This window comes from Reyranella soli (assembly GCF_007992495.1).
Lineage (GTDB): Bacteria > Pseudomonadota > Alphaproteobacteria > Reyranellales > Reyranellaceae > Reyranella > Reyranella soli.
Map to the genome: position 1 here is coordinate 18,463 of NZ_BKAJ01000142.1, position 17,212 is coordinate 35,674.

Genomic DNA, 17,212 nt, shown 5'->3' on the forward strand with positions numbered 1-17,212 from the left:
CTGTTACTACTTGGCGAGTTTGGCGAACGCCGCGTCGAGTTCCTCGACCGAGCGCGCGCCCTTATAGAGAGTCCCGTTGATGAACAATGACGGCGTCGAGTTGACGCCGAGCGTCTCGCCGCCGCGATAATCGTTGATGACCTCGTTGGCCTTGGCCTCGTTGGCGAGACAGGCCTTGATCTCGTTCTCGCCCATGCCGGCGATGCGCAGCGGCTTGCCAAGCTCGGCGATCGGGTCCTGCGACGCGGCCCATTGCGGCTGGCCGCGGAAGATCAGGTCGATGATGCCGAAGTAACGGTCGTTGGGCGCGCACTCGGCGATCTGGGCGGCCTTGGCCGCCACCTGGTCGAGCGGGAAGTCGCGGTAGATCAGCTTCACCTTGCCGGTGTCGATCCACTTCTTCTTGATCTCGGGCAGGATCTGGGTGTGGAAGTGCGCGCAGTGCGGGCAGGTGAACGAGGCGTACTCGATCAGGGTGATCGGCGCCTTGGGGTCGCCCAGCACATGGTCGGTCGGCTGGACGGCGAGCAAGGCGGTCTTGTCCGGCGCCGCCGCCACGGCGACCGGCGTCGGGCCCGCGGCAGGCGGCCGGGTGCCGAAATAGACGCCAGCCGCGATCGCGGCCACCGCCACGACGCCGCCGGCGACAATCAACATATTCCGCATACCGTCTTCCTCTCCACTACATCTTGGGAACCACGCCTGTGGGGAGTCAAACTATTACCGCCCCACCTGGCGCAAAATCGCGGCAATGGCCTCAGGGCCACCCGGGTTTAAGTAGTTCTGATCGTTGATGAACAAGGTGGGCGTCTGCCGCACCCCCAGCGTCTGGCCGGACTGGACGTCGGCCAGCACCTTGTCGAGGGCCTTGTCGTTGGCAAAGCAGGCCTGGGCCTGGTCGTCGGTCAGGCCCTCCTTCGCCAGCACCTTCACCATCTCGGCCAGGGGGTCGCTCCCCGTCAGCCATTCGACCTGGCTGCGGAACAGCAGGTCGACCCGCTCGAAGAACTTTTGCGGGCCGGCGCACTCGGCCAGCTGGCTCGCCCGCGTGGCGACCACGTCCATGGGGAAATGGCGATGGATCAGCCGCAGCTTGCCGCTGTCGATCCACTCCTTGCGCAGGGTCGGCATCACCGCGATGTAGAACTGCGCGCAGAACGGACAGGTGAACGAGGCGTAGTCGATCAGGGTGTTGGGCGCGTCGCGCTTGCCCAGCACGTGATCGCCCTCCAGCGGCTCCAGCAGCTTCAGGTCCTGGGCGCGCACCTCGCGCACCGCGAAGGCGCCCGCCAACACACCGAGCACCGCCTGCCGGCGGCCCATCCCGATCCGCGCGCCCAGCCGGGCCAGCGCGGCACGCAGTTCGGGATCCTTCACACTGGCAGCACGCTCGGTCATCTCAGCCACTCTCCTGGCGTCGGGCGCGGGACGCGGCGGGGTGGCCGCGCGCGCGGAGATCGCGCCCTGCACCAGACGGATATCGTCGATCATCTTGTGTCCGAAATAGGCGTTCACGCGCTCCACGACCTGGCCGGCCATGTGCTGGACCTCCAGCGCGGCGGCGCCGGGAACGCGCAGGCGTAGAAGCTTGCCGCCGCCCTTACTGGAACGTGTCCCGCGGCTGGCAGTCAGCGCCTCGGGCCGGGTGATCCGCGCGAGATCGGGTCCGACGATCGCCGACCATTCCGCGCGCAGGCGGGCGACCGAAGCGCCGCGGCCTTTCGCCAGGCCGGACGCGAGCCGCTGGGCCAGACCGCCGACGGCGCGGAAGCCGTTTTCCCGCATGGACCCTTTCAAACTCCGTTCCTTATGGTAGGGCACGCTACCCCGCATGACCACGACCCACGCCTCACGTTTGCTTGCTTGGTACGATCGTCATCGTCGCACCCTGCCCTGGCGTGCGCCGGCCGGACGGCGCGCCGATCCCTACGTCGTGTGGCTGTCGGAGATCATGCTGCAGCAGACCACCGTGGCCACGGTCGGCGGCTATTTCCGCCGCTTCCTCGAGCGCTGGCCGACCGTCGGGGCGCTGGCCGACGCGCCGATCGACGACGTGCTCTCGGCCTGGGCCGGCCTCGGCTACTACGCCCGCGCCCGCAACCTGCATGCGTGCGCTCGCACGGTGACTGAGGCGCATGACGGGCATTTCCCGCAGGGTGAGGAGGACTTGCTGGCCCTGCCCGGCATCGGCGCCTACACGGCGGCTGCGATCCGCGCCATCGCCTTCGACCAGCCGGCCTCGGCGGTCGACGGCAATGTCGAGCGGGTGATCGCCCGGCTCTACGCCATCGAGACGCCCCTGCCCGACGCCAAGACCGAGATCAAGACACGCGCCGCCCGCCTGGTGCCGGCCGAGCGCGCCGGCGACTACGCCCAGGCGATGATGGATCTCGGCGCCACGGTGTGCACGCCGCGCAGTCCGCGCTGCGTCATCTGCCCGCTGATGGCGGGCTGCAAGGCGCGCAAGCTCGGCCTGGCCGAGGAGCTGCCGCGGCGCGCGCCCAAGCGCGAGAAGCCGACGCGGCGCGGTCTCGCCTTCGTGCTGTCGCGCAAGGACGGCGCCATCCTGCTGCGCAAGCGGCCGGCCAAGGGGCTGCTGGGCGGCATGGACGAGGTGCCGTCGAGCCCGTGGCGCGAGGGCAAGCTGAGCCCTGAGAAGGCGATGGGCGACGCGCCGGTGCCGGCACGCTGGCAGATCCTCGACGGGCTGGTGCGCCATACCTTCACGCATTTCCATCTCGAGCTCACCGTCGCCCATGCCATCGCGACCACCGGCGGGCTCGCCAGGCTGGCGCCCGGCACGACCTGGTGCACGATCGACCGCATGACCGAACGGGCCTTGCCGACGGTGATGCGCAAGGTGATCGCTCACGCGGTGAAGAACTGATCGCGATCTTACGCCGAGACGGCGAGCGCGTCAATAACTTACGTTATCTAAAGATTACCTGGGTAATCTTCTGACATTATTGCGCTCCATATTGGCCTAATTGGCGTAGAAACCCGGATGCAGTCACTGCATGCACCGAACCGAGTGCATCGATGCCGGCGCGCGTGGCAGCACCGAGTTCGACTGCATCTTCGATTTCACCGCGGTGGAAAGGCTCGACCTTGCGACGGAGTTCGTCGCCAAGCGCGGCGAGCTTCCGCAGGCCCTTCAAGGATCGCGAGAGGATCTATGTGGTCCCTCAGGATGACCTGAAGCTGTTGACCGGGCTTTACGCAGCCTATCAGACGGCCAAGGGATGGCGCCCGCCGACGATCGTGGCGACGCTGGATGAAGCGTTCGTCCGCCTGGGCGTGGCTCAAGCCGATTTCCATCCCATCGTGATCGACTGAATTGGGATGGCGGCCGGTTACTTTCGCAGCATGTCGCGGATCTTGAGCGCGAGCGCATCGAGCGCAAACGGCTTCGTGACCATCTCCATGCCGCGAGCCAGGAACGGTGCATGGCCGGTGGCATGCTCGGCGTAACCGGTGACGAACAGGACCTTCAACTCGGGACGGTGCTGGCGGGCAATCTCCGCGATCTGCCGGCCGTTCATGCCAGGCAACCCGACGTCGGTGATCAGCAGGTCGAGCGGCGTGTTCGACGTCAGGATGGGCAGCGCAGCCTGGCCGTCGCTCGCTTCCAGACTGGCATAGCCGAGATCTTGCAGCACGTTCGAGATGATGAGGCGCACCGCCGGATCGTCCTCGATCACCAGCACTGTTTCGCCGGCGCCGGTGGCGGCGTCGCGCGCCGGCGCGAGGGGTCGCGTCTCGACAGCGCCCTGGTAGCGCGGCAGGTACAACTGGAAGGTCGTGCCGACATTTTCCGCGCTTTCGACCCGGATATGGCCGCGCGACTGCTTGGCGAAGCCGTAGATCATCGACAGTCCGAGGCCGGTCCCCTGACCGAGCGGCTTGGTCGTGAAGAACGGCTCGAACACCTTCGAAAGCGTGTCCGGCGACATTCCCACGCCGGTATCGCCAACGCACACCACGGTGTAGTCGCCGGCGTCGATCGTCTCCTGGCCGTATTGTTCGCGGCTCTTGATGATCGCGTTCTCGGTGGCGATGGTCAGCGTTCCGCCCTGGGGCATGGCATCGCGGGCATTGATCGCAAGATTGAGAATCGCGTTCTCGAGCTGATGGGCATCGGTGAGCGCCGGACCGAGGTCAGGCGCGAGGCGGACCTCCAGCTTGATCTTTTCGCCCAGGGTGCGCTCCAGCAAGTCCTCCATCCCGTAGATCAGCTTGTTGACGTCCACCGCCTTGGGATCGAGCGGCTGGCGGCGCGCAAAGGCGAGCAGCCGGTGGGTAAGGGAGGCGGCGCGGTTGGCTGCGCCGATCGCGCTGTCCATGAAACTATGCATGTCGTCGTAGCGGCCATCGCGTATGCGCCGCTTCAGCACTTCCATCGAGCCGATGATGGCCGTCAGCATGTTGTTGAAGTCGTGCGCGATCCCGCCTGTCAGCTGGCCGATTGCCTCCATCTTCTGCGAATGGCGCAGCGCTTCCTCGGCCTGACGCAGCGCCTTCTCGGCCTCGCGTTCCGCGGTGACGTCGCGGCCGACGGCCTGAAGGAGATTGTCGGCGGCCACCGCGCTCCACTCGATGCGCCGGCTAGCGTCATCGCCCGCCCGCATGGTGAGCTCGATCAGTCTCGGTGCCGTGCCGCGCGCCAGGGCGTCCAGCTCAGCCTGCAGGACGGCGCGCTCCTCCGGAACGACGAAATCCATGACGTTGGCGCCGATCAGCTCGCTTTCCTGCCAGCCCAGCAGCTGCGTCCAGGCCGGATTGACCGAGTTCAGCGTGCCGTCGAGGCCTGCCACCATCATGACGTCGGTCGACAGCGTCCACATGCGGTTGCGGTCGGCGGTGCTCTGGGCAACACGCTTCTCGAGGGTCTGATTGAGCAGGCGCAGCGCATCGACCGCCATGCGCCGTTCGTTCACGTCCCGCAGAATCGCCGTGACGAAGGTTCTGCCTTCGGTCGTCCACCTCGAGGCCGACGCCTCAAGATAGCTGGGCGAGCCGTTCTTTCGCCGTGCCGTGAGCTCAATGGGGCGGCTCAGGCCTTCGCCGGCGCGCACGGCCTTGAAGGCGGTGCCCCACTCCTGCGGATTCTCCAGGAACGACGACAGCGGTTGGCCGACGAGCTCCTCCGGTGAATAGCCGAACTGCTGCACTGCCGCCGGGTTGACGAGCTGGACCGTGCCGTCGGCGTCGAGGGTCAGGATCGTGTCGGGCGCGCTGCCGACGACGGCGTCGTAGCGCGCATTCTGACGCTCGCGCAGGATGCGCTCCCGCCCCGCCACGACGGTGACGTCGAGGATCTGCAGCAGGCAACGCAGGTGGGGCCGTTTACCGATCGGGCGGACGGAAATGTTGTGCACCAGCTGGCGACCGGTTGGGGTGCGCAACGGCAGCATGGCGGGGTGAAGCGTGTGCGTCACCAAGCTGGAAGCGCCCAGCTCCAGGGCCTGCGAGATCGCTGTCGCTAGCCGCGGCGGAATCCTGCCGGCAAACAGCTCGTCCAGGCGATGGTCCCGGGCGGCGGTGTCGGATAGCCCGCTCGCTTTCTCGATCCACGCGTTCCAGCCGATCACGCGACGATCGCCGTCGAGCAGGATCAGCCCAAGATCGATGGCGTCGAAGACGCCGGAAACGCCGTTCCGGTCAGGGGCGTTCATCGGAGGGGACCGAGCCGCCTGCCGTTCGCTCGATGAACTCGCGCAGCAGCAAGCGAAGCGCGCTGAGCGAGGGTACATCCATGACCATGGCGATGTATCCGCCGATGTCGCGATTGCGGATGGCGAAGTTGATGTAGAGGAACATCACGACGTCGCCAGCTTCCGGTGGCGGCGCAAGATTGAAGAAGAGCGCCGGCTCGCCGCGCAGGATCTCCGGCAGCGACATCTTCAGATTGCGCTGCAGCAGGTTGGCGATGGTCGCGAGGCAGCCGTTCAGGATGATGTTGCCGATCTCGGCAAGCGCTTCGTGTTCGAGCTCGATGATCTCCTCGAGGCTGAGCTCGCCGCCGATGACGGCTCGCACCAACTCGAGGCTCTTTGTGTCCGGGAAGATTAGAAACGCCCGGCCGGTGATCTCGCCTTCGAACACCTGGTGGATTCCCACGAGATTACTGACTTCGTTCTCGCTCAGCGTCCTGATCGCCGTGTCGCGGCTCACCAAGTTGACCTTGGGCACCGACAGAAGCACCTGCTCGCCGACCATGTCCCGCAGGCTGGTCGCCGCACGGCCGACGCCGATATTGACCATCTCCGTCAGGGCGTCGATCTCGAGCTCGTTGAGAAGCTCGCTCACGGCGAGGCCAGTCGATCCGCGGCGGCGGCCAGGAATTCTCCCATCGCCTTGTCGGTCAGTGGCTTCTGCAGGAATGTGGCGCCGACCTCGCGCGCCCGCGTCACAACTTCGACCTGGTGGTTGGCGGAAATGACCGCCAGGGGCAGTGCGGGCTTGAGCTTGAGCAGCTCGGCCGCGAGGTGAAGGCCGTCGCGACCCGGCATGTTGAAGTCGAGAATGGCGAGGTCGAAGGCATCCTTCGAAGCGAGCACGAGGGCCTCGTCGGCGTTGGCCGCTTCGACGCGGGTCCAGTCGGGGTGCAGAGTCGTCAGAGCCTTGGCGACGGCCATCCGCGCAAGCTTGCTGTCGTCGACCACCAGAACCCTGTACCCCATATTCACGCGCTCCCCATGATCCGCCAGATGTCGATAGCACTCGCAGACACCACCAGAAACCGGCGATGGCGCTTACCGCAAATTCGCGCGGCGTATTGCAACGTTTCTTAGTCGTCTGCGTTCCCGAATATTTCGCCGAGATCGAGCACGATCAGCACCCGGCCGTCGCCCAGCAGGGTCGTGCCATCGATACCGGGAATGCCCGCCAGAAGGCCCTCCGGCGGCTTCAGCATGACGTCCATCCGGTCGCCGAGGCGGTCGACCTCGAGGCCGCCAAGCTGGCCGGCAACCGCGACGATCAGCACATTGGTATCGCCTTCGGGCGCGCGAGCCCCGCGCCCCAGGGCCTGACCCAGGTCGATGACCGGCAGCGTGCGGTCGCGAAGCACCATGGCCCGGGCGGCGCCGACGGGCGAAATGGCGCTGCGCCCGACGCGAACGGTCTCCACGACGGCCTCCATGGGCACGCCGAATACCTGGCCGGCTGCCTCCACCGTGAGCACCTGCGTCATCATCACCGTGAACGGCAGCGTGAAGCGCACCGTCGTGCCGCGTTGCCGCTGGCTCGACACCGAGACGCGGCCGCCCAGCCGTTCGACCGTGTTGCGCACGATGTCCATGCCGACGCCTCGGCCAGAAAGGTCAGTGACTTGGCTGACAGTCGAGAAGCCTGGCGCGAAGATCAGATTGATGGCCTCCTCATCGGACATGGCGGCGATGGCGGCCTCCGGCGCCGCATTGCGCTGGCGTGCGACGTCGCGGACGCGGGCCACGTCGACCCCGCGGCCGTCATCCTCGACCTCGATCACCACGTGCTCGCCCTGGCGCTCCGCCCGCAGATGGATCGTCGCCGTGGCCGGCTTGCCGAGCGCGGCCCGCTCCGCCGCCTCCTCCAGCCCGTGATCCAGCCCGTTCCGCAGGACATGAAGCAAAGGCTCGGAGATCGCCTCGACGATCGTCTTGTCGGCTTCGATCGTGGCGCCTTCGATCATCAGGCGCGCCGGCTTGCGCAGCGCGGTGGCCATTTCCCGCACGAGGCGGGGAAAGCGCTGGAAGGCGTGTTGCAAGGGCAGCACGCGCAAGCTGAACACCGCGCGCTGAAGCTCGCTGACCAGGCGGTCCAGCGCGAGGTGCTGGTTTTTGAGCGCCACCGCGAGGGCCCTTGGATCGCCCTCGTCCGCCGCGCGTTCGGCCGAATGGCCGATCGCGTTCTTGGCGATCAGCAGCTCGCCGGTCAGTCGAACGAGGGTGTCGATGCGATCGACATCGACGCGCAGCGTCGCTTCCGGCGCCTGCGGAGCCAGCGTGCCGGGCTGCTCGGGCGGTCGCTCCGCCAGGCCCTCGAGGATGCGATCGATGGCCTCGATCATGGCCTCGGCATTGCCGGCGACCAGGCTGCTTTGCAGCGGCCCTTCGAGATCCGTCGCGTCCAGCGACCGGCCATGATGGCGCAGCACGTTGGCCGCGATGCGGCTTGCCGATTCGAGCCGTGCGGCAGCAGCGTCTTCCGTCGCCGGCTCGGAGAGCATCAGCTTCTGCGCCTCGAGAAGTTCGCGTCCGATGGCTGACAGGCCGGTAGAAGCCTCGGCCCGCTTCGTCGCGTCGGCAGCGTCGTGCGGGGCCAGGGGCGCCGAGTCAGGCGAGGCAAGCGTGGCGAATCGACGAACAAGGTCGTCTGCCTCGGCATCGGCATCGGCCGGAACTTCGCCGTTTGATCGCATCCGATCGATCCAGACGCTGACCTGATCGAGACAGGCCAGGCACAGGTTGATCAACGCAGGTGTCACCGGGGCGGTGTTCGATCGCACGGCGGACAGCACGTCCTCGGCGGCATGCAAGGCGCGCGACATCGCGACGAAGTCGACGATGCCGGCCGCACCCTTCAGCGTATGGAAGGCACGAAAGGCGCCGTCGAGCCGCTCACGGTCGTCCGGACGCTCCTCAAGCGCGAGCAGATCGTCATTGCCCTGAGCCACGAGCTCGCGCCCCTCGATCAAAAACTGCTCGACGAACTCGTTCATGCCGACAATCCGCACATGATCGACACGTGCTGGACGAGCGTGTCCTGGGCGACAGGCTTCACGAGATAGAAGTTGGCGCCGGCCGTGCGGGCGGCGCGCCGATCGTGCGGCCCCGCTTCGGTGCTGATCACAAGGGCCGGGATCGAGGCGATTGGCGGCGCCTGCCGGCGCAGCGAGCGCAGGAAGGTGATGCCATCCATCTGCGGCATGTTCACGTCGACGATCAGCAGGTCGGCCGGCTCGGCCAGCAGTTTCTCGAGGGCCTCGACGCCGTTCAACGCCTCGTCGACCTCGAAGCCCGCGCGTTCCAGCGCGTCGCGGTAGTAGCGACGGACCAGGCTCGCATCGTCTATGACGAGGATGCGCTTGCTCGCCGTCTCAGCCATTCGAGTGCCCCCCCTTCCCGCCAGCCCCGTTTCCGCCAATCAGGGGCCGTTGGTAGACGATGGCATCGGGGAAGCGACGCACCTCGAAAAGCGGGGAAATGCGGCTCATGGATTCGGTATGCCCCAGGCATATGAAGCCGCCCGGCGCGAGGGCCTCGAACAGGTTCTCGGCGGCTACGCGGCGGGAGGCGTCGTCGAAGTAGATCAACACGTTTCGGCAGAAGATGACATCGAATAAGCCATGTTGGCGGGTTTCCGACGCCTTGGTGATGTTGGCCGAGCTGAACTGGACCGATTGGCGCAATTCGGGAACGACGCGCCAGCGGTCCTTTCCGGCCGGCACGAAGTACTTCTCGACGAGCTGGGGCGACAGTCGCATGAGCGCCCGGGCGCCGTACTCGCCTTCGGCCGCGGCCGCAGTGCATTGGGTATCGATGTCGGAGCCGATGATCTCGATGTCCTGGACGTCGACCTCGGGCCAATTCTCGAGCAGCCAGATGGCGATCGAGTAGGGTTCCTCGCCGGTGGCGCAGGGCACCGACCATATGCGCAGCGCCTCGCCGCGCCGCTTGGCGCGCACACGTTCAGCCAGCAGGTCGGACGACAGGCAGCGCAGCTGGTGGTCTTCGCGGTAGAAATAGGTCTCGTTGACGGTGAAGGCGTTGACGAACTTTTCGACTTCTCCGTCGGCGTCGCTGCGCAGGTAGGCGAAGTAGGTCCGGAAGGGAGCGATCCCGAGTGCATTCATGCGATCGGAGATTCGGCGCTGGACATAATAGCGCTTGGCCTCGCCGAACAGCATGCCGGTGCGGCGATAGAGGAACTCGCAGATCGCGCGGAGTTCCTCCTGCGATACCGGATCGACCTCGTTCACCGCCGGTCGCGCGCCGGCGCAGCGATGCGTTCGGTCGCGACCTTGAGGCTGAAGATCATGAAGGGATCGCCGGCGAAGCGGGTTCCGCAGCGCACCAGGGAGGGCACGGCTTCCGGCCGGCCGATCTCGGCCAGCACTTCGATCGCTGCCGCACAGACGTTCCTTTCGGTCTCCCGCTCGAGCAGGTCGCACAGCAGGCGATTGGCCTCTTCGTCGGGCAGCCCGCGCGCGAGCTCGCAGCTCAACAGGCGGACATCGGCATCGCCGTCGGCGAGCAGGGTCGGCAGATGGGGCCGGCAGGCCTGCGGCATCGCCCGCAGCGCGTCGACGGCGCCGGTGCGCAGGTTGGCGTCGTCTGACCGGAGATAAGGCACCACGAGCGCAGCGCTTTCCGGCGTCGCCAGGCGCGCCAGGCCGGTGAAGATCGCCTCGCGCACGCGCGGATCGCTTTCACGCGACAGCGCATCGGCGAGTAGCGCAAGACCGTCGGGCCTGTCGGCCGCGGCGCGCACGGCCGACCAGCGCTGCTCGCTCGTGCCCTCGCCGAGCGCCAGGGGCGCCGCGGCGGGAGCTTGGGACGAAGGTTTGCGCACGAGCGGCATGTCACGGCACCAGCTTCGTCAGCCAGCCGGCGATCTCCGGCAGCGGCAACACCCAGTCCGCGCCACCGGCCGCCACCAGTTCGCCGGGCATGCCCCAGACGACGGCCGTCTCTTCGGCTTCGGCGATGGTGCGGCCGCCCCGGGCGCGCAGCAGGGCCATAGCCTCGGCGCCGTCCGAGCCCATGCCCGTCATGAGGATGCCGACGATCTGGGCGGGCGACACGTGATCCATGGCAGATCTAACGAGCCTGTCGGTGCTTGGATGCCACGGGTAATCGGCTTGTGAGCGGACCGGCACAGCGACGAGGCCCGAGGGCCGCCGGTCGATAGCGACGTCGGCATCGCCCTTGCCGATATAAACGCAGCCGGGCTGGAGCTGCAGCGTCCGCACGACCTCGACGACGTTGAGCGCCGACACGCCATCCAGCCGCCGGGCCAGGGCGCCGGTGAAGGTCGCCGGCATGTGCTGGGCGACAACGATCGGCCATCGAAAGCCGGCGGGCAGCGCCGTCAGCACCGCCTCCAGCGCCGGCGGTCCGCCCGTCGAGGTGCCGACCACCACCAGCCCTTCGCCGACGGCGCGCCGCGGCTCCCGGCTGTGTCGACCGGGTGCCCGGCGGCCTTCTTCCATGAGGATCGCCGGCGCGTCGCGGCCGATACGGTGCCGGACACGCTCCCTGAGACGGGCGCTCGACCGTATCCGCGCGGTGGACGCAGCGCGCACCTTGGTAATCAGTTCGTCGGTCAGCTCGTCGATGTGCAGCGAGATCGCGCCTTCGGGCTTGGCCACGAAGTCGATCGCTCCCAGGCGCAAGGCCTGCAGCGTGACCTCGGCGCCTTCGGCGGTCAGCGACGACACCATGACCACCGGGCAAGGCCGTTCGACCATGATGCGATCGAGGCAGGCCAGGCCGTCCATCTGCGGCATATGGATGTCGAGCGTCACCACATCGGGCTCGAAGGCAGCCAGCAGCTCGAGCGCTTCCAGCCCGTTGCGCGCGAACTGCACCTCGAAGTCGGCTTCCTTGGAAAAGATGCGGCCCAGCAGCTTGCGCATCAGGGCCGAATCGTCGACGACTAGGACCTTGGTCACAAAACGGCACGCTCCGCCTTGGCCCGAAACGTGTCGAGCAGCCCACGCTCGGCGCGCGTCAGCAGCTCGGCGGGATCGAGCAGCAGGACGAGGCGGCCCGCCTGCTCGAGGTTGACCACGCCATGCACCAGCTTGACGGTCTCGTTGCTGAGGTTGGGCGCCGGTTCGATCTCGTCGGCCGGGCAGCGCAACACTTCGGATACCGAATCGACGATGAGTCCCGCCTTGTGGCGCTCGGTCCTGACCACGACCAGGCGGCGCGCAGTGCGCTCGTGCAGCGCCGGCATGTCGAAACGCCGCCGCTGGTCGACGACCGGCAGTACTTCTCCCCGCAGGTTGATGACGCCTTCGAGGAACTTCGGGGTTCTTGGCAGGCGCGTGATCTGGTCAGGGACGCGAGCGACCTCGTCGACGGCCTCGATCGGTAGGCCGAACTCGTCGTCGCCCAGCCGGAACACCAGGAACTGGCGTTGTTCGCGCTGGCTGCCGGGCGCTTCCCTGTCGCCCTCGCCGGTCGAGCCGCCGCTTGCCTTCAGCCGCTGCATGACGTCCTCTCGGAACAGTTGGTCCGGCGCCAGAACCGACACCAGCCGTCGTCCATTCTCGCCGCGATAGATCGCCGAGATCTTGGCTTCGCCGCCGGCGCGGGCCGACAGCACCGGTGGAATCTTCTCGATCAGGTCGGTATCGGCCGGAAAGATGCTGCGCATGCGGTCGGCCAGCAAGCCGACCAGCGCGCCGCCGACCCTGGTGACGACGATCTTCTCGCGATCGGTGCGTTCTACCCGGTTGGTGAAGCCGAGCAGGCCGCGCAGCGACAGCAGGGGCAGCAGGGTGTCGCGAAACGGCGTCACGCCAAGGACCAGCGCCTCGCTGGCCGGCATTGCCGCCAGCGCTTCGGGCGTATCGACGATCTCCTGAACGACGTCGAGGGCGAGGGCGTATTCCTGGCCGGCCACGTCGAAGCTCACCAGCATTTGCCGGTCGTCGCCGCCAGCCTTGCCGTCAATCCCGCCTTCCTGCACCGCGACGCGGGCCAAGGCGCGCCGCGGCCGCGCACGCGCCTCCTGTCTGAAGGCGGCGCCGATCAGCCCTTCGATGTCGAGGATCTTGGCGATGGCGTTCCTGCCATCTGCAGCGAACGCGCCTTTCAGCCGCTCGCCCGGCCGCGTCGCCAGCTCGGCCTGGCGCGTCTCGATCTGCTCGGTCTCCACGGCGACCAGCGCCTCGACGACGTCGACGGCCAGTGCCACGGGCGCCGCGCCGTCGAGGACGATCGCCCGCGTCGTGGCCTCGGCCGATTCCTCGATGCCCACCAGGCCGCGCACGCTGGCGACGGGCAGGACGCTGCCCCGCAGGTTGGCCAGTCCGAGCAGTCCCTTGGGGGCATGCGGCACCCGCGCCATGGCGGGCAGGCGAATGACCTCGGCGACCTGGTTCGCCGGCAGCGCGTAGAGCTCGCCGTCGACGCGAAACGTCAGGAAGCGCTCAGCCATTCTGCTGCTTGAGCGTGTCAGCCAGGGAAGCGATCTCTTCTATGGCAGCGGCGAGGTCCTCGGCGCCGCTGGCCTGCTCGGTCGACGCCGTCGAGGCCTGGCGGGCGGCGTTGCTCGCCTCTTCGGCGGCGGCCGCGATCTGGCGCGCGCCGGTCGCCGTCTCGCCGGCGGCCGACAGGATCTGCTCGGCACCCCGCAGGATGGCGTCGTTGGCGCCGCGCAGCGCGGCGAACTCGCGCTCCACCTTGTCGAGCGCGCCAATGACCGTCCGGTTGTTTTGGACCTCGACCTCGACCGAATCGACGATCTGTTCGAGGTCGCGCCGCAGCGCGGCAATCTGCTCGAGGATGCCACCGACCGTTTCCTTGATCCGGTCGGCGCTGTCGGAGGCTTCGCGGGCGAGGCCCCGGAGGTCGTTGGACACGACCGCGAAGCCGCGCCCCGCATCGCCGGCGCGGGCGGCTTCGACCGAGCCGCTGACCGCCAGCATGGTGGTCTGGACCACGATCAGCGAGATGCCCGACACGATCTTCTCGATGTTGCGCCCGACCGATTCCAGGCGCGCGATGGTCTTGAGGCTGACGCGCGTGTTGTCGAGGCCGGTCGATACGCCGGCCATCAGCTTGGCCACCGCGCCGCTGCTCTGCTTGAGGTCGTCCGCCATCTTGGCGACCCGCTCGTTCGCCTGGACGGCGTTCTCCTGCGCCCGCCTGGCGCTCCTCTCGATCTGGCTGAGCGCGGCCGAAGTCTGTTGGGTGGCGGCGGCCTGCTGCTGGGTTCCGCGGTTAATCTGGCCCAGCGCCGTCATGATCTGTTGCGAGGCGCTCGACAGTTCCTGGATGGTGGCCGACAGCTCCTCGGCGGTGGCGCTGATCTGCTCGGTGGAAGAGAGGTCCACGCGCCCGGTGCGGGCGGCTTCGGCGATCCGCGCCAGCTCCTGCGCGGCCGTTTGACCCTGCTCGAGCGACTTGGCCTGCTCCTGCACTGCCACCTGGGCCTCGCCGGCCGCCGACGATTGTTCTTCCGCTGCGCTCGCGACCAGGGTTGCGCCTTTTTCCGCTTCGGTCGCGGCGCGATCGGCCTCCAGCGCATCGGTCAAGGTTTGCTGGCTGCCGTCGGCGACCTTCTGCATGTCCGCGCGCAGGCCGTCGAGGACCTCGACGGTGGCGGCGCCGGCCTTCGATTCGTTGACCGCGGCATCGGCCGCCTGCTGCAGAGCGGCGGCGACCTCGCGCACGTCGGCCTGGATCGCCGTAGCGAGCTTCTGGACCTCTTGCGAGCTCTTTTCGGAGGTTTCGGCAAGCGCGCGCACTTCGTCGGCGACGACCGCGAAGCCGCGGCCGTGATCGCCGGCGCGTGCCGCTTCGATCGCGGCGTTCAACGCCAGGAGATTGGTCTGGTCGGAGATGCGGCTGACCGCCCCGGTGATCTCGCTGATATCCTGAGCACGCCGCTCGAGTTCGCGGATGAGATCGACCGACGCGCCCTGGCGGAGGCCGTTGCGCTCGATGGCGCGGACGGACGTGCCGATCTGCACCGCGGTTTCGGCGAGCACCACCTCGACCGCCTCGGTGCGGCGGCGTGAGGCCTCGGCCTGGCTGCGCGCCGAGCCGAGGCTGGCGACGACCTGTTTGATGGCCGCCAGCTGCTCCTGGGAGGCGCCGGCGGCCTCGCTGGCGCCGCTCGCGATCTGCTCCATGGCGCGGCGCAGTTCTTCCGCCGCGGCGGCGGCCTCGGTGAGGCCGCTGGCCAGCTCCTCGGTGGCGGCGGCGAGGCGTTCGGAGACCTTGTCCTGCGGGCGGGCGGATACACGACGGGTCGCGCCATTCTGCTGGCCGTTGCGCGCCAGCGGCCGAGCCGAGGGACGGGCCGGTGCACGGATCGGCGGTTCGCTCGGCGGGGCGGTTCCGCCGGTCAGCTTGGACTTCTTGACGAGGGCCATTGGGTTCCCTGGGACAATGCGAATTGCTCGTGATGAGACGCAGTCGCACGCATATCGGGCTGGATGGCGTGACCCTAATGCAATTCGCCGGCCTCTCCAAGGTAGGCAGCTCGCCTGACGACGCCGCACCGTTGGCGGATGCCGATGCCGGCTGAGCCGTTCATCGGGCCCCCACCGCTCCCTCGATTAGGCCATCCGAGCGGCGACGACGGCAACGGATCCCGTCAGGTCGAAGGCGTTGCGTTAGTCCATTCCTGCTCGCTCGTCCTTCGGCCTCTTCGCGCGTCGATGTCGGGAATGAGATAACTCGCGAGATGGGCATCAAGTGCAGCCATCGTCTCGGAATCGACGGGAGCGGCGCGGAAGCCGATGAAGCCGTCAGGCCGCACGAGGACGGCGCCGCCATCGGGCACGCCGGTCTCGGCGGCATCGAAGCCTGCCTCTGAAGCATCGACGATGGACACGAGCTTGCCCCAGCGCGCGCGAACTCGGTCGAGATGTCTCGCCGCGCCGAACACGATCAGATGGTGATCGGTGCCGCGCAGTTGGTTGCAGACCGGAAAGCGTTCGCCGGGCGTGGGCTCTCCGGCGGCGGTGCCGGCTTGGCCGACGAGCGCGCCCCCGCATACGACACGTCGAGCATCAACCGTTTGCGCCGTGCCGCCGCGTTCTCGGCCGGATCGCCCGCCGGCACGTCGGGCACTCGGCCGTCGGCGTATGTCGCGACAAGCCCCATCACCGTCGCATGGACTTCGTCCGACACCTCCAGCACGTGGCGATCGGCGAGCCCGCGCTCGATGGCGTAGCTGTCGAGCAGCGATGGCTTTGCAGCGCCCCGCATGACGAGGGAAAGCTTCCAGGCGATGTCGGCAGCATCCATGAGCGCCGCGTTCAACCCTTCGCCGCCGAGCGGGCTGGATAGATGGGCGGCGTCGCCCAACAGGAAGCGCCGCCGGTCGCTCAGACGCTCGACCACGCGCTTGTGCATCCTGAAAGGAGAGACCCAACCGAGATCGCTCAACCCGACCTCGACACCGGCCCGCGCGTCGAGCAACGCGCCCAGTTCGGCGGCCGACGGAAGCTCGGGTCGCGTATCGGTCTCGTCGCGATTGACGAAAATCAGCCGGCGATCGTCCGGCAGCGGCGCGAGCAGGACGAATCCGGCCGGCCCGACGACAAGCCGGGCACACTCCGATGGACAGAGAAGGCTGACTTTCGCGTCGGCGACCCAGTACCGACCGTCATAGGTCTCTCCGCCCAGATGCTCCTGCATCGAATGGCGCGTCACGCTGTGACCGCCGCCCGCCCCCAGCACATAGGCCATCGTGACGGTCTCGCTGCGAGCACCGGCCTCGAGCGTCACGCGCAAGCCGTCCAGACGGTCCTCGATCGATTTCACCTCGGTGCCGAATTCGATCTCGAGGCCGAGCCTCTGCAGGTGCTCGCGCAGGATCGTCTCGGTGCGCCATTGCGGCAGGCTGCACTGGAACGGGTAGGCGCCGCCGGCCTCGGTGAAATCGTCGCTCAAGATCTCGCGCAGGCCGGGCCCCAGCAACTGGAGGCGCTTGATGCGCACGCCGCTGCGCAGGAACGGCTCGATCAGGCCGGCTCGCTCGAGATGCTCCAGCACCGCCGGCTGGAGAACGGTACCGCGCGCTTCCTGATGCGGTGCAGCCCTGCGCTCGACGATGCGCGGCTTGACGCCATGGCGAAGCAGCTCACAAGCCGCGAACAGTCCGGCCGGTCCGGCACCCACGATCAGGACGGTCGGAGAGTCGAGGTTGGACATGGCCATGTCTCCCTCATGCTCTTCCGGACCGCGCGCGAGACGCGCGCGGTCCGGAAGATTCTGAGCCGAACTCAGCCCTTCGGCTGGGGCACGATTCGCAGGTAGGGCTTCGGCGCCTTCCAGCCGTTGGGGTACTTGGCCTTCGCCTGCTCGTCGGAGACGGCCGGCACGATGATCACATCCTCGCCGTTCTTCCAGTTCACCGGCGTCGCCACCTGATGCTTGGCCGTGAGCTGGCAGGACTCGAGCAGCCGCAGCACCTCGTCGAAGTTGCGGCCGGTGCTCATCGGATAGGTGAGCATCGCCTTGATCTTCTTGTCGGGGCC

General features: G+C 67.7%; 17 protein-coding genes. 2 read left to right on the plus strand and 15 right to left on the minus strand.

From position 1 onward, the window contains the following. Positions 1-6: 6 nt before the first annotated feature. Positions 7-666, minus strand: coding sequence for a DsbA family protein (locus RSO01_RS34940; RefSeq protein ID WP_147155233.1), 660 nt, complete (start codon positions 664-666; stop codon positions 7-9). Between the two features lie 54 nt (positions 667-720). Beyond that, a complete protein-coding gene (locus RSO01_RS34945; protein ID WP_170303588.1) occupies positions 721-1,785 on the minus strand; it encodes a DciA family protein in 1,065 nt (354 codons plus the stop codon). 46 nt (positions 1,786-1,831) lie between these two features. On the opposite strand from RSO01_RS34945, the gene mutY reads away from it, so the two are divergent. Both mutY and RSO01_RS34955 read left to right on the plus strand, forming a co-directional pair. Beyond that, positions 1,832-2,887, plus strand: coding sequence for an A/G-specific adenine glycosylase (gene mutY, locus RSO01_RS34950; protein WP_147155235.1), 1,056 nt, complete (start codon positions 1,832-1,834; stop codon positions 2,885-2,887). Positions 2,888-3,039: 152 nt separating this feature from the next. Continuing rightward, positions 3,040-3,336 carry a hypothetical protein gene (locus tag RSO01_RS34955; RefSeq protein WP_147155236.1) on the plus strand — a complete coding sequence of 99 codons (297 nt, stop codon included), beginning with the start codon at positions 3,040-3,042 and terminating at the stop codon, positions 3,334-3,336. Positions 3,337-3,353: 17 nt separating this feature from the next. On the opposite strand, the gene RSO01_RS34960 is transcribed toward RSO01_RS34955, so the two are convergent. From RSO01_RS34960 to RSO01_RS35020, 13 genes are all read right to left on the minus strand, one after another. Beyond that, positions 3,354-5,675 carry a PAS domain-containing hybrid sensor histidine kinase/response regulator family protein gene (locus RSO01_RS34960; RefSeq protein WP_147155237.1) on the minus strand — a complete coding sequence of 774 codons (2,322 nt, stop codon included), beginning with the start codon at positions 5,673-5,675 and terminating at the stop codon, positions 3,354-3,356. Further along, the gene (locus tag RSO01_RS34965) at positions 5,662-6,309 is read right to left on the minus strand and encodes a chemotaxis protein CheC (RefSeq protein ID WP_281291576.1); all 648 of its coding nucleotides are present in this window, start codon (positions 6,307-6,309) and stop codon (positions 5,662-5,664) included. Before RSO01_RS34965 ends, RSO01_RS34960 begins: the two co-directional genes overlap by 14 nt. Continuing rightward, positions 6,306-6,683, minus strand: coding sequence for a response regulator transcription factor (locus RSO01_RS34970; RefSeq protein WP_147155238.1), 378 nt, complete (start codon positions 6,681-6,683; stop codon positions 6,306-6,308). Before RSO01_RS34970 ends, RSO01_RS34965 begins: the two co-directional genes overlap by 4 nt. Positions 6,684-6,790: 107 nt before the next feature. Further along, positions 6,791-8,704, minus strand: coding sequence for a chemotaxis protein CheA (locus RSO01_RS34975; RefSeq protein ID WP_246159023.1), 1,914 nt, complete (start codon positions 8,702-8,704; stop codon positions 6,791-6,793). Then, positions 8,701-9,090 carry a response regulator gene (locus RSO01_RS34980; protein ID WP_147155240.1) on the minus strand — a complete coding sequence of 130 codons (390 nt, stop codon included), beginning with the start codon at positions 9,088-9,090 and terminating at the stop codon, positions 8,701-8,703. The genes RSO01_RS34975 and RSO01_RS34980 overlap by 4 nt, the downstream gene beginning before the upstream one ends. After that, on the minus strand, positions 9,083-9,964 hold the full coding sequence (locus tag RSO01_RS34985) for a CheR family methyltransferase (protein WP_281291577.1): 882 nt from the start codon (positions 9,962-9,964) through the stop codon (positions 9,083-9,085). The genes RSO01_RS34980 and RSO01_RS34985 overlap by 8 nt, the downstream gene beginning before the upstream one ends. Then, positions 9,961-10,566, minus strand: coding sequence for a HEAT repeat domain-containing protein (locus tag RSO01_RS34990; protein ID WP_147155241.1), 606 nt, complete (start codon positions 10,564-10,566; stop codon positions 9,961-9,963). Before RSO01_RS34990 ends, RSO01_RS34985 begins: the two co-directional genes overlap by 4 nt. 1 nt (position 10,567) lies before the next feature. Further along, positions 10,568-11,659 carry a protein-glutamate methylesterase/protein-glutamine glutaminase gene (locus RSO01_RS34995; RefSeq protein ID WP_147155242.1) on the minus strand — a complete coding sequence of 364 codons (1,092 nt, stop codon included), beginning with the start codon at positions 11,657-11,659 and terminating at the stop codon, positions 10,568-10,570. Beyond that, entirely contained in the window at positions 11,656-13,155 is a 1,500-nt protein-coding gene (locus tag RSO01_RS35000) for a chemotaxis protein CheW (protein ID WP_147155243.1), read from the minus strand. Before RSO01_RS35000 ends, RSO01_RS34995 begins: the two co-directional genes overlap by 4 nt. Further along, complete coding sequence (locus RSO01_RS35005; RefSeq protein WP_147155244.1) at positions 13,148-15,097, minus strand: methyl-accepting chemotaxis protein; 1,950 nt, start codon at positions 15,095-15,097, stop codon at positions 13,148-13,150. The genes RSO01_RS35000 and RSO01_RS35005 overlap by 8 nt, the downstream gene beginning before the upstream one ends. A gap of 224 nt (positions 15,098-15,321) precedes the next feature. Next, a complete protein-coding gene (locus RSO01_RS35010) occupies positions 15,322-15,615 on the minus strand; it encodes an aromatic-ring hydroxylase C-terminal domain-containing protein (protein WP_170303589.1) in 294 nt (97 codons plus the stop codon). Positions 15,616-15,617: 2 nt separating this feature from the next. Then, positions 15,618-16,886 carry an FAD-dependent monooxygenase gene (locus tag RSO01_RS35015; RefSeq protein WP_170303590.1) on the minus strand — a complete coding sequence of 423 codons (1,269 nt, stop codon included), beginning with the start codon at positions 16,884-16,886 and terminating at the stop codon, positions 15,618-15,620. 71 nt (positions 16,887-16,957) lie between these two features. Next, on the minus strand, positions 16,958-17,212 hold a 255-nt coding region (locus RSO01_RS35020; protein WP_507763595.1), incomplete at its 5' end, for a thioredoxin domain-containing protein.

Excerpts from the sequence above, each read along its gene's own strand:
- RSO01_RS34940 (WP_147155233.1), bottom strand. The coding sequence starts at position 666 with ATGCGGAATATGTTGATTGTCGCCGGCGGCGTCGTGGCGGTGGCCGCG.
- RSO01_RS34945 (WP_170303588.1), bottom strand. The coding sequence starts at position 1,785 with ATGCGGGAAAACGGCTTCCGCGCCGTCGGCGGTCTGGCCCAGCGGCTC.
- mutY (WP_147155235.1), top strand. The coding sequence starts at position 1,832 with ATGACCACGACCCACGCCTCACGTTTGCTTGCTTGGTACGATCGTCAT.
- RSO01_RS34955 (WP_147155236.1), top strand. The coding sequence starts at position 3,040 with ATGCCGGCGCGCGTGGCAGCACCGAGTTCGACTGCATCTTCGATTTCA.
- RSO01_RS34960 (WP_147155237.1), bottom strand. The coding sequence starts at position 5,675 with ATGAACGCCCCTGACCGGAACGGCGTTTCCGGCGTCTTCGACGCCATC.
- RSO01_RS34970 (WP_147155238.1), bottom strand. The coding sequence starts at position 6,683 with ATGGGGTACAGGGTTCTGGTGGTCGACGACAGCAAGCTTGCGCGGATG.
- RSO01_RS34975 (WP_246159023.1), bottom strand. The coding sequence starts at position 8,704 with ATGAACGAGTTCGTCGAGCAGTTTTTGATCGAGGGGCGCGAGCTCGTG.
- RSO01_RS34980 (WP_147155240.1), bottom strand. The coding sequence starts at position 9,090 with ATGGCTGAGACGGCGAGCAAGCGCATCCTCGTCATAGACGATGCGAGC.
- RSO01_RS34990 (WP_147155241.1), bottom strand. The coding sequence starts at position 10,566 with ATGCCGCTCGTGCGCAAACCTTCGTCCCAAGCTCCCGCCGCGGCGCCC.
- RSO01_RS35000 (WP_147155243.1), bottom strand. The coding sequence starts at position 13,155 with ATGGCTGAGCGCTTCCTGACGTTTCGCGTCGACGGCGAGCTCTACGCG.
- RSO01_RS35005 (WP_147155244.1), bottom strand. The coding sequence starts at position 15,097 with ATGGCCCTCGTCAAGAAGTCCAAGCTGACCGGCGGAACCGCCCCGCCG.
- RSO01_RS35015 (WP_170303590.1), bottom strand. The coding sequence starts at position 16,886 with ATGTCCAACCTCGACTCTCCGACCGTCCTGATCGTGGGTGCCGGACCG.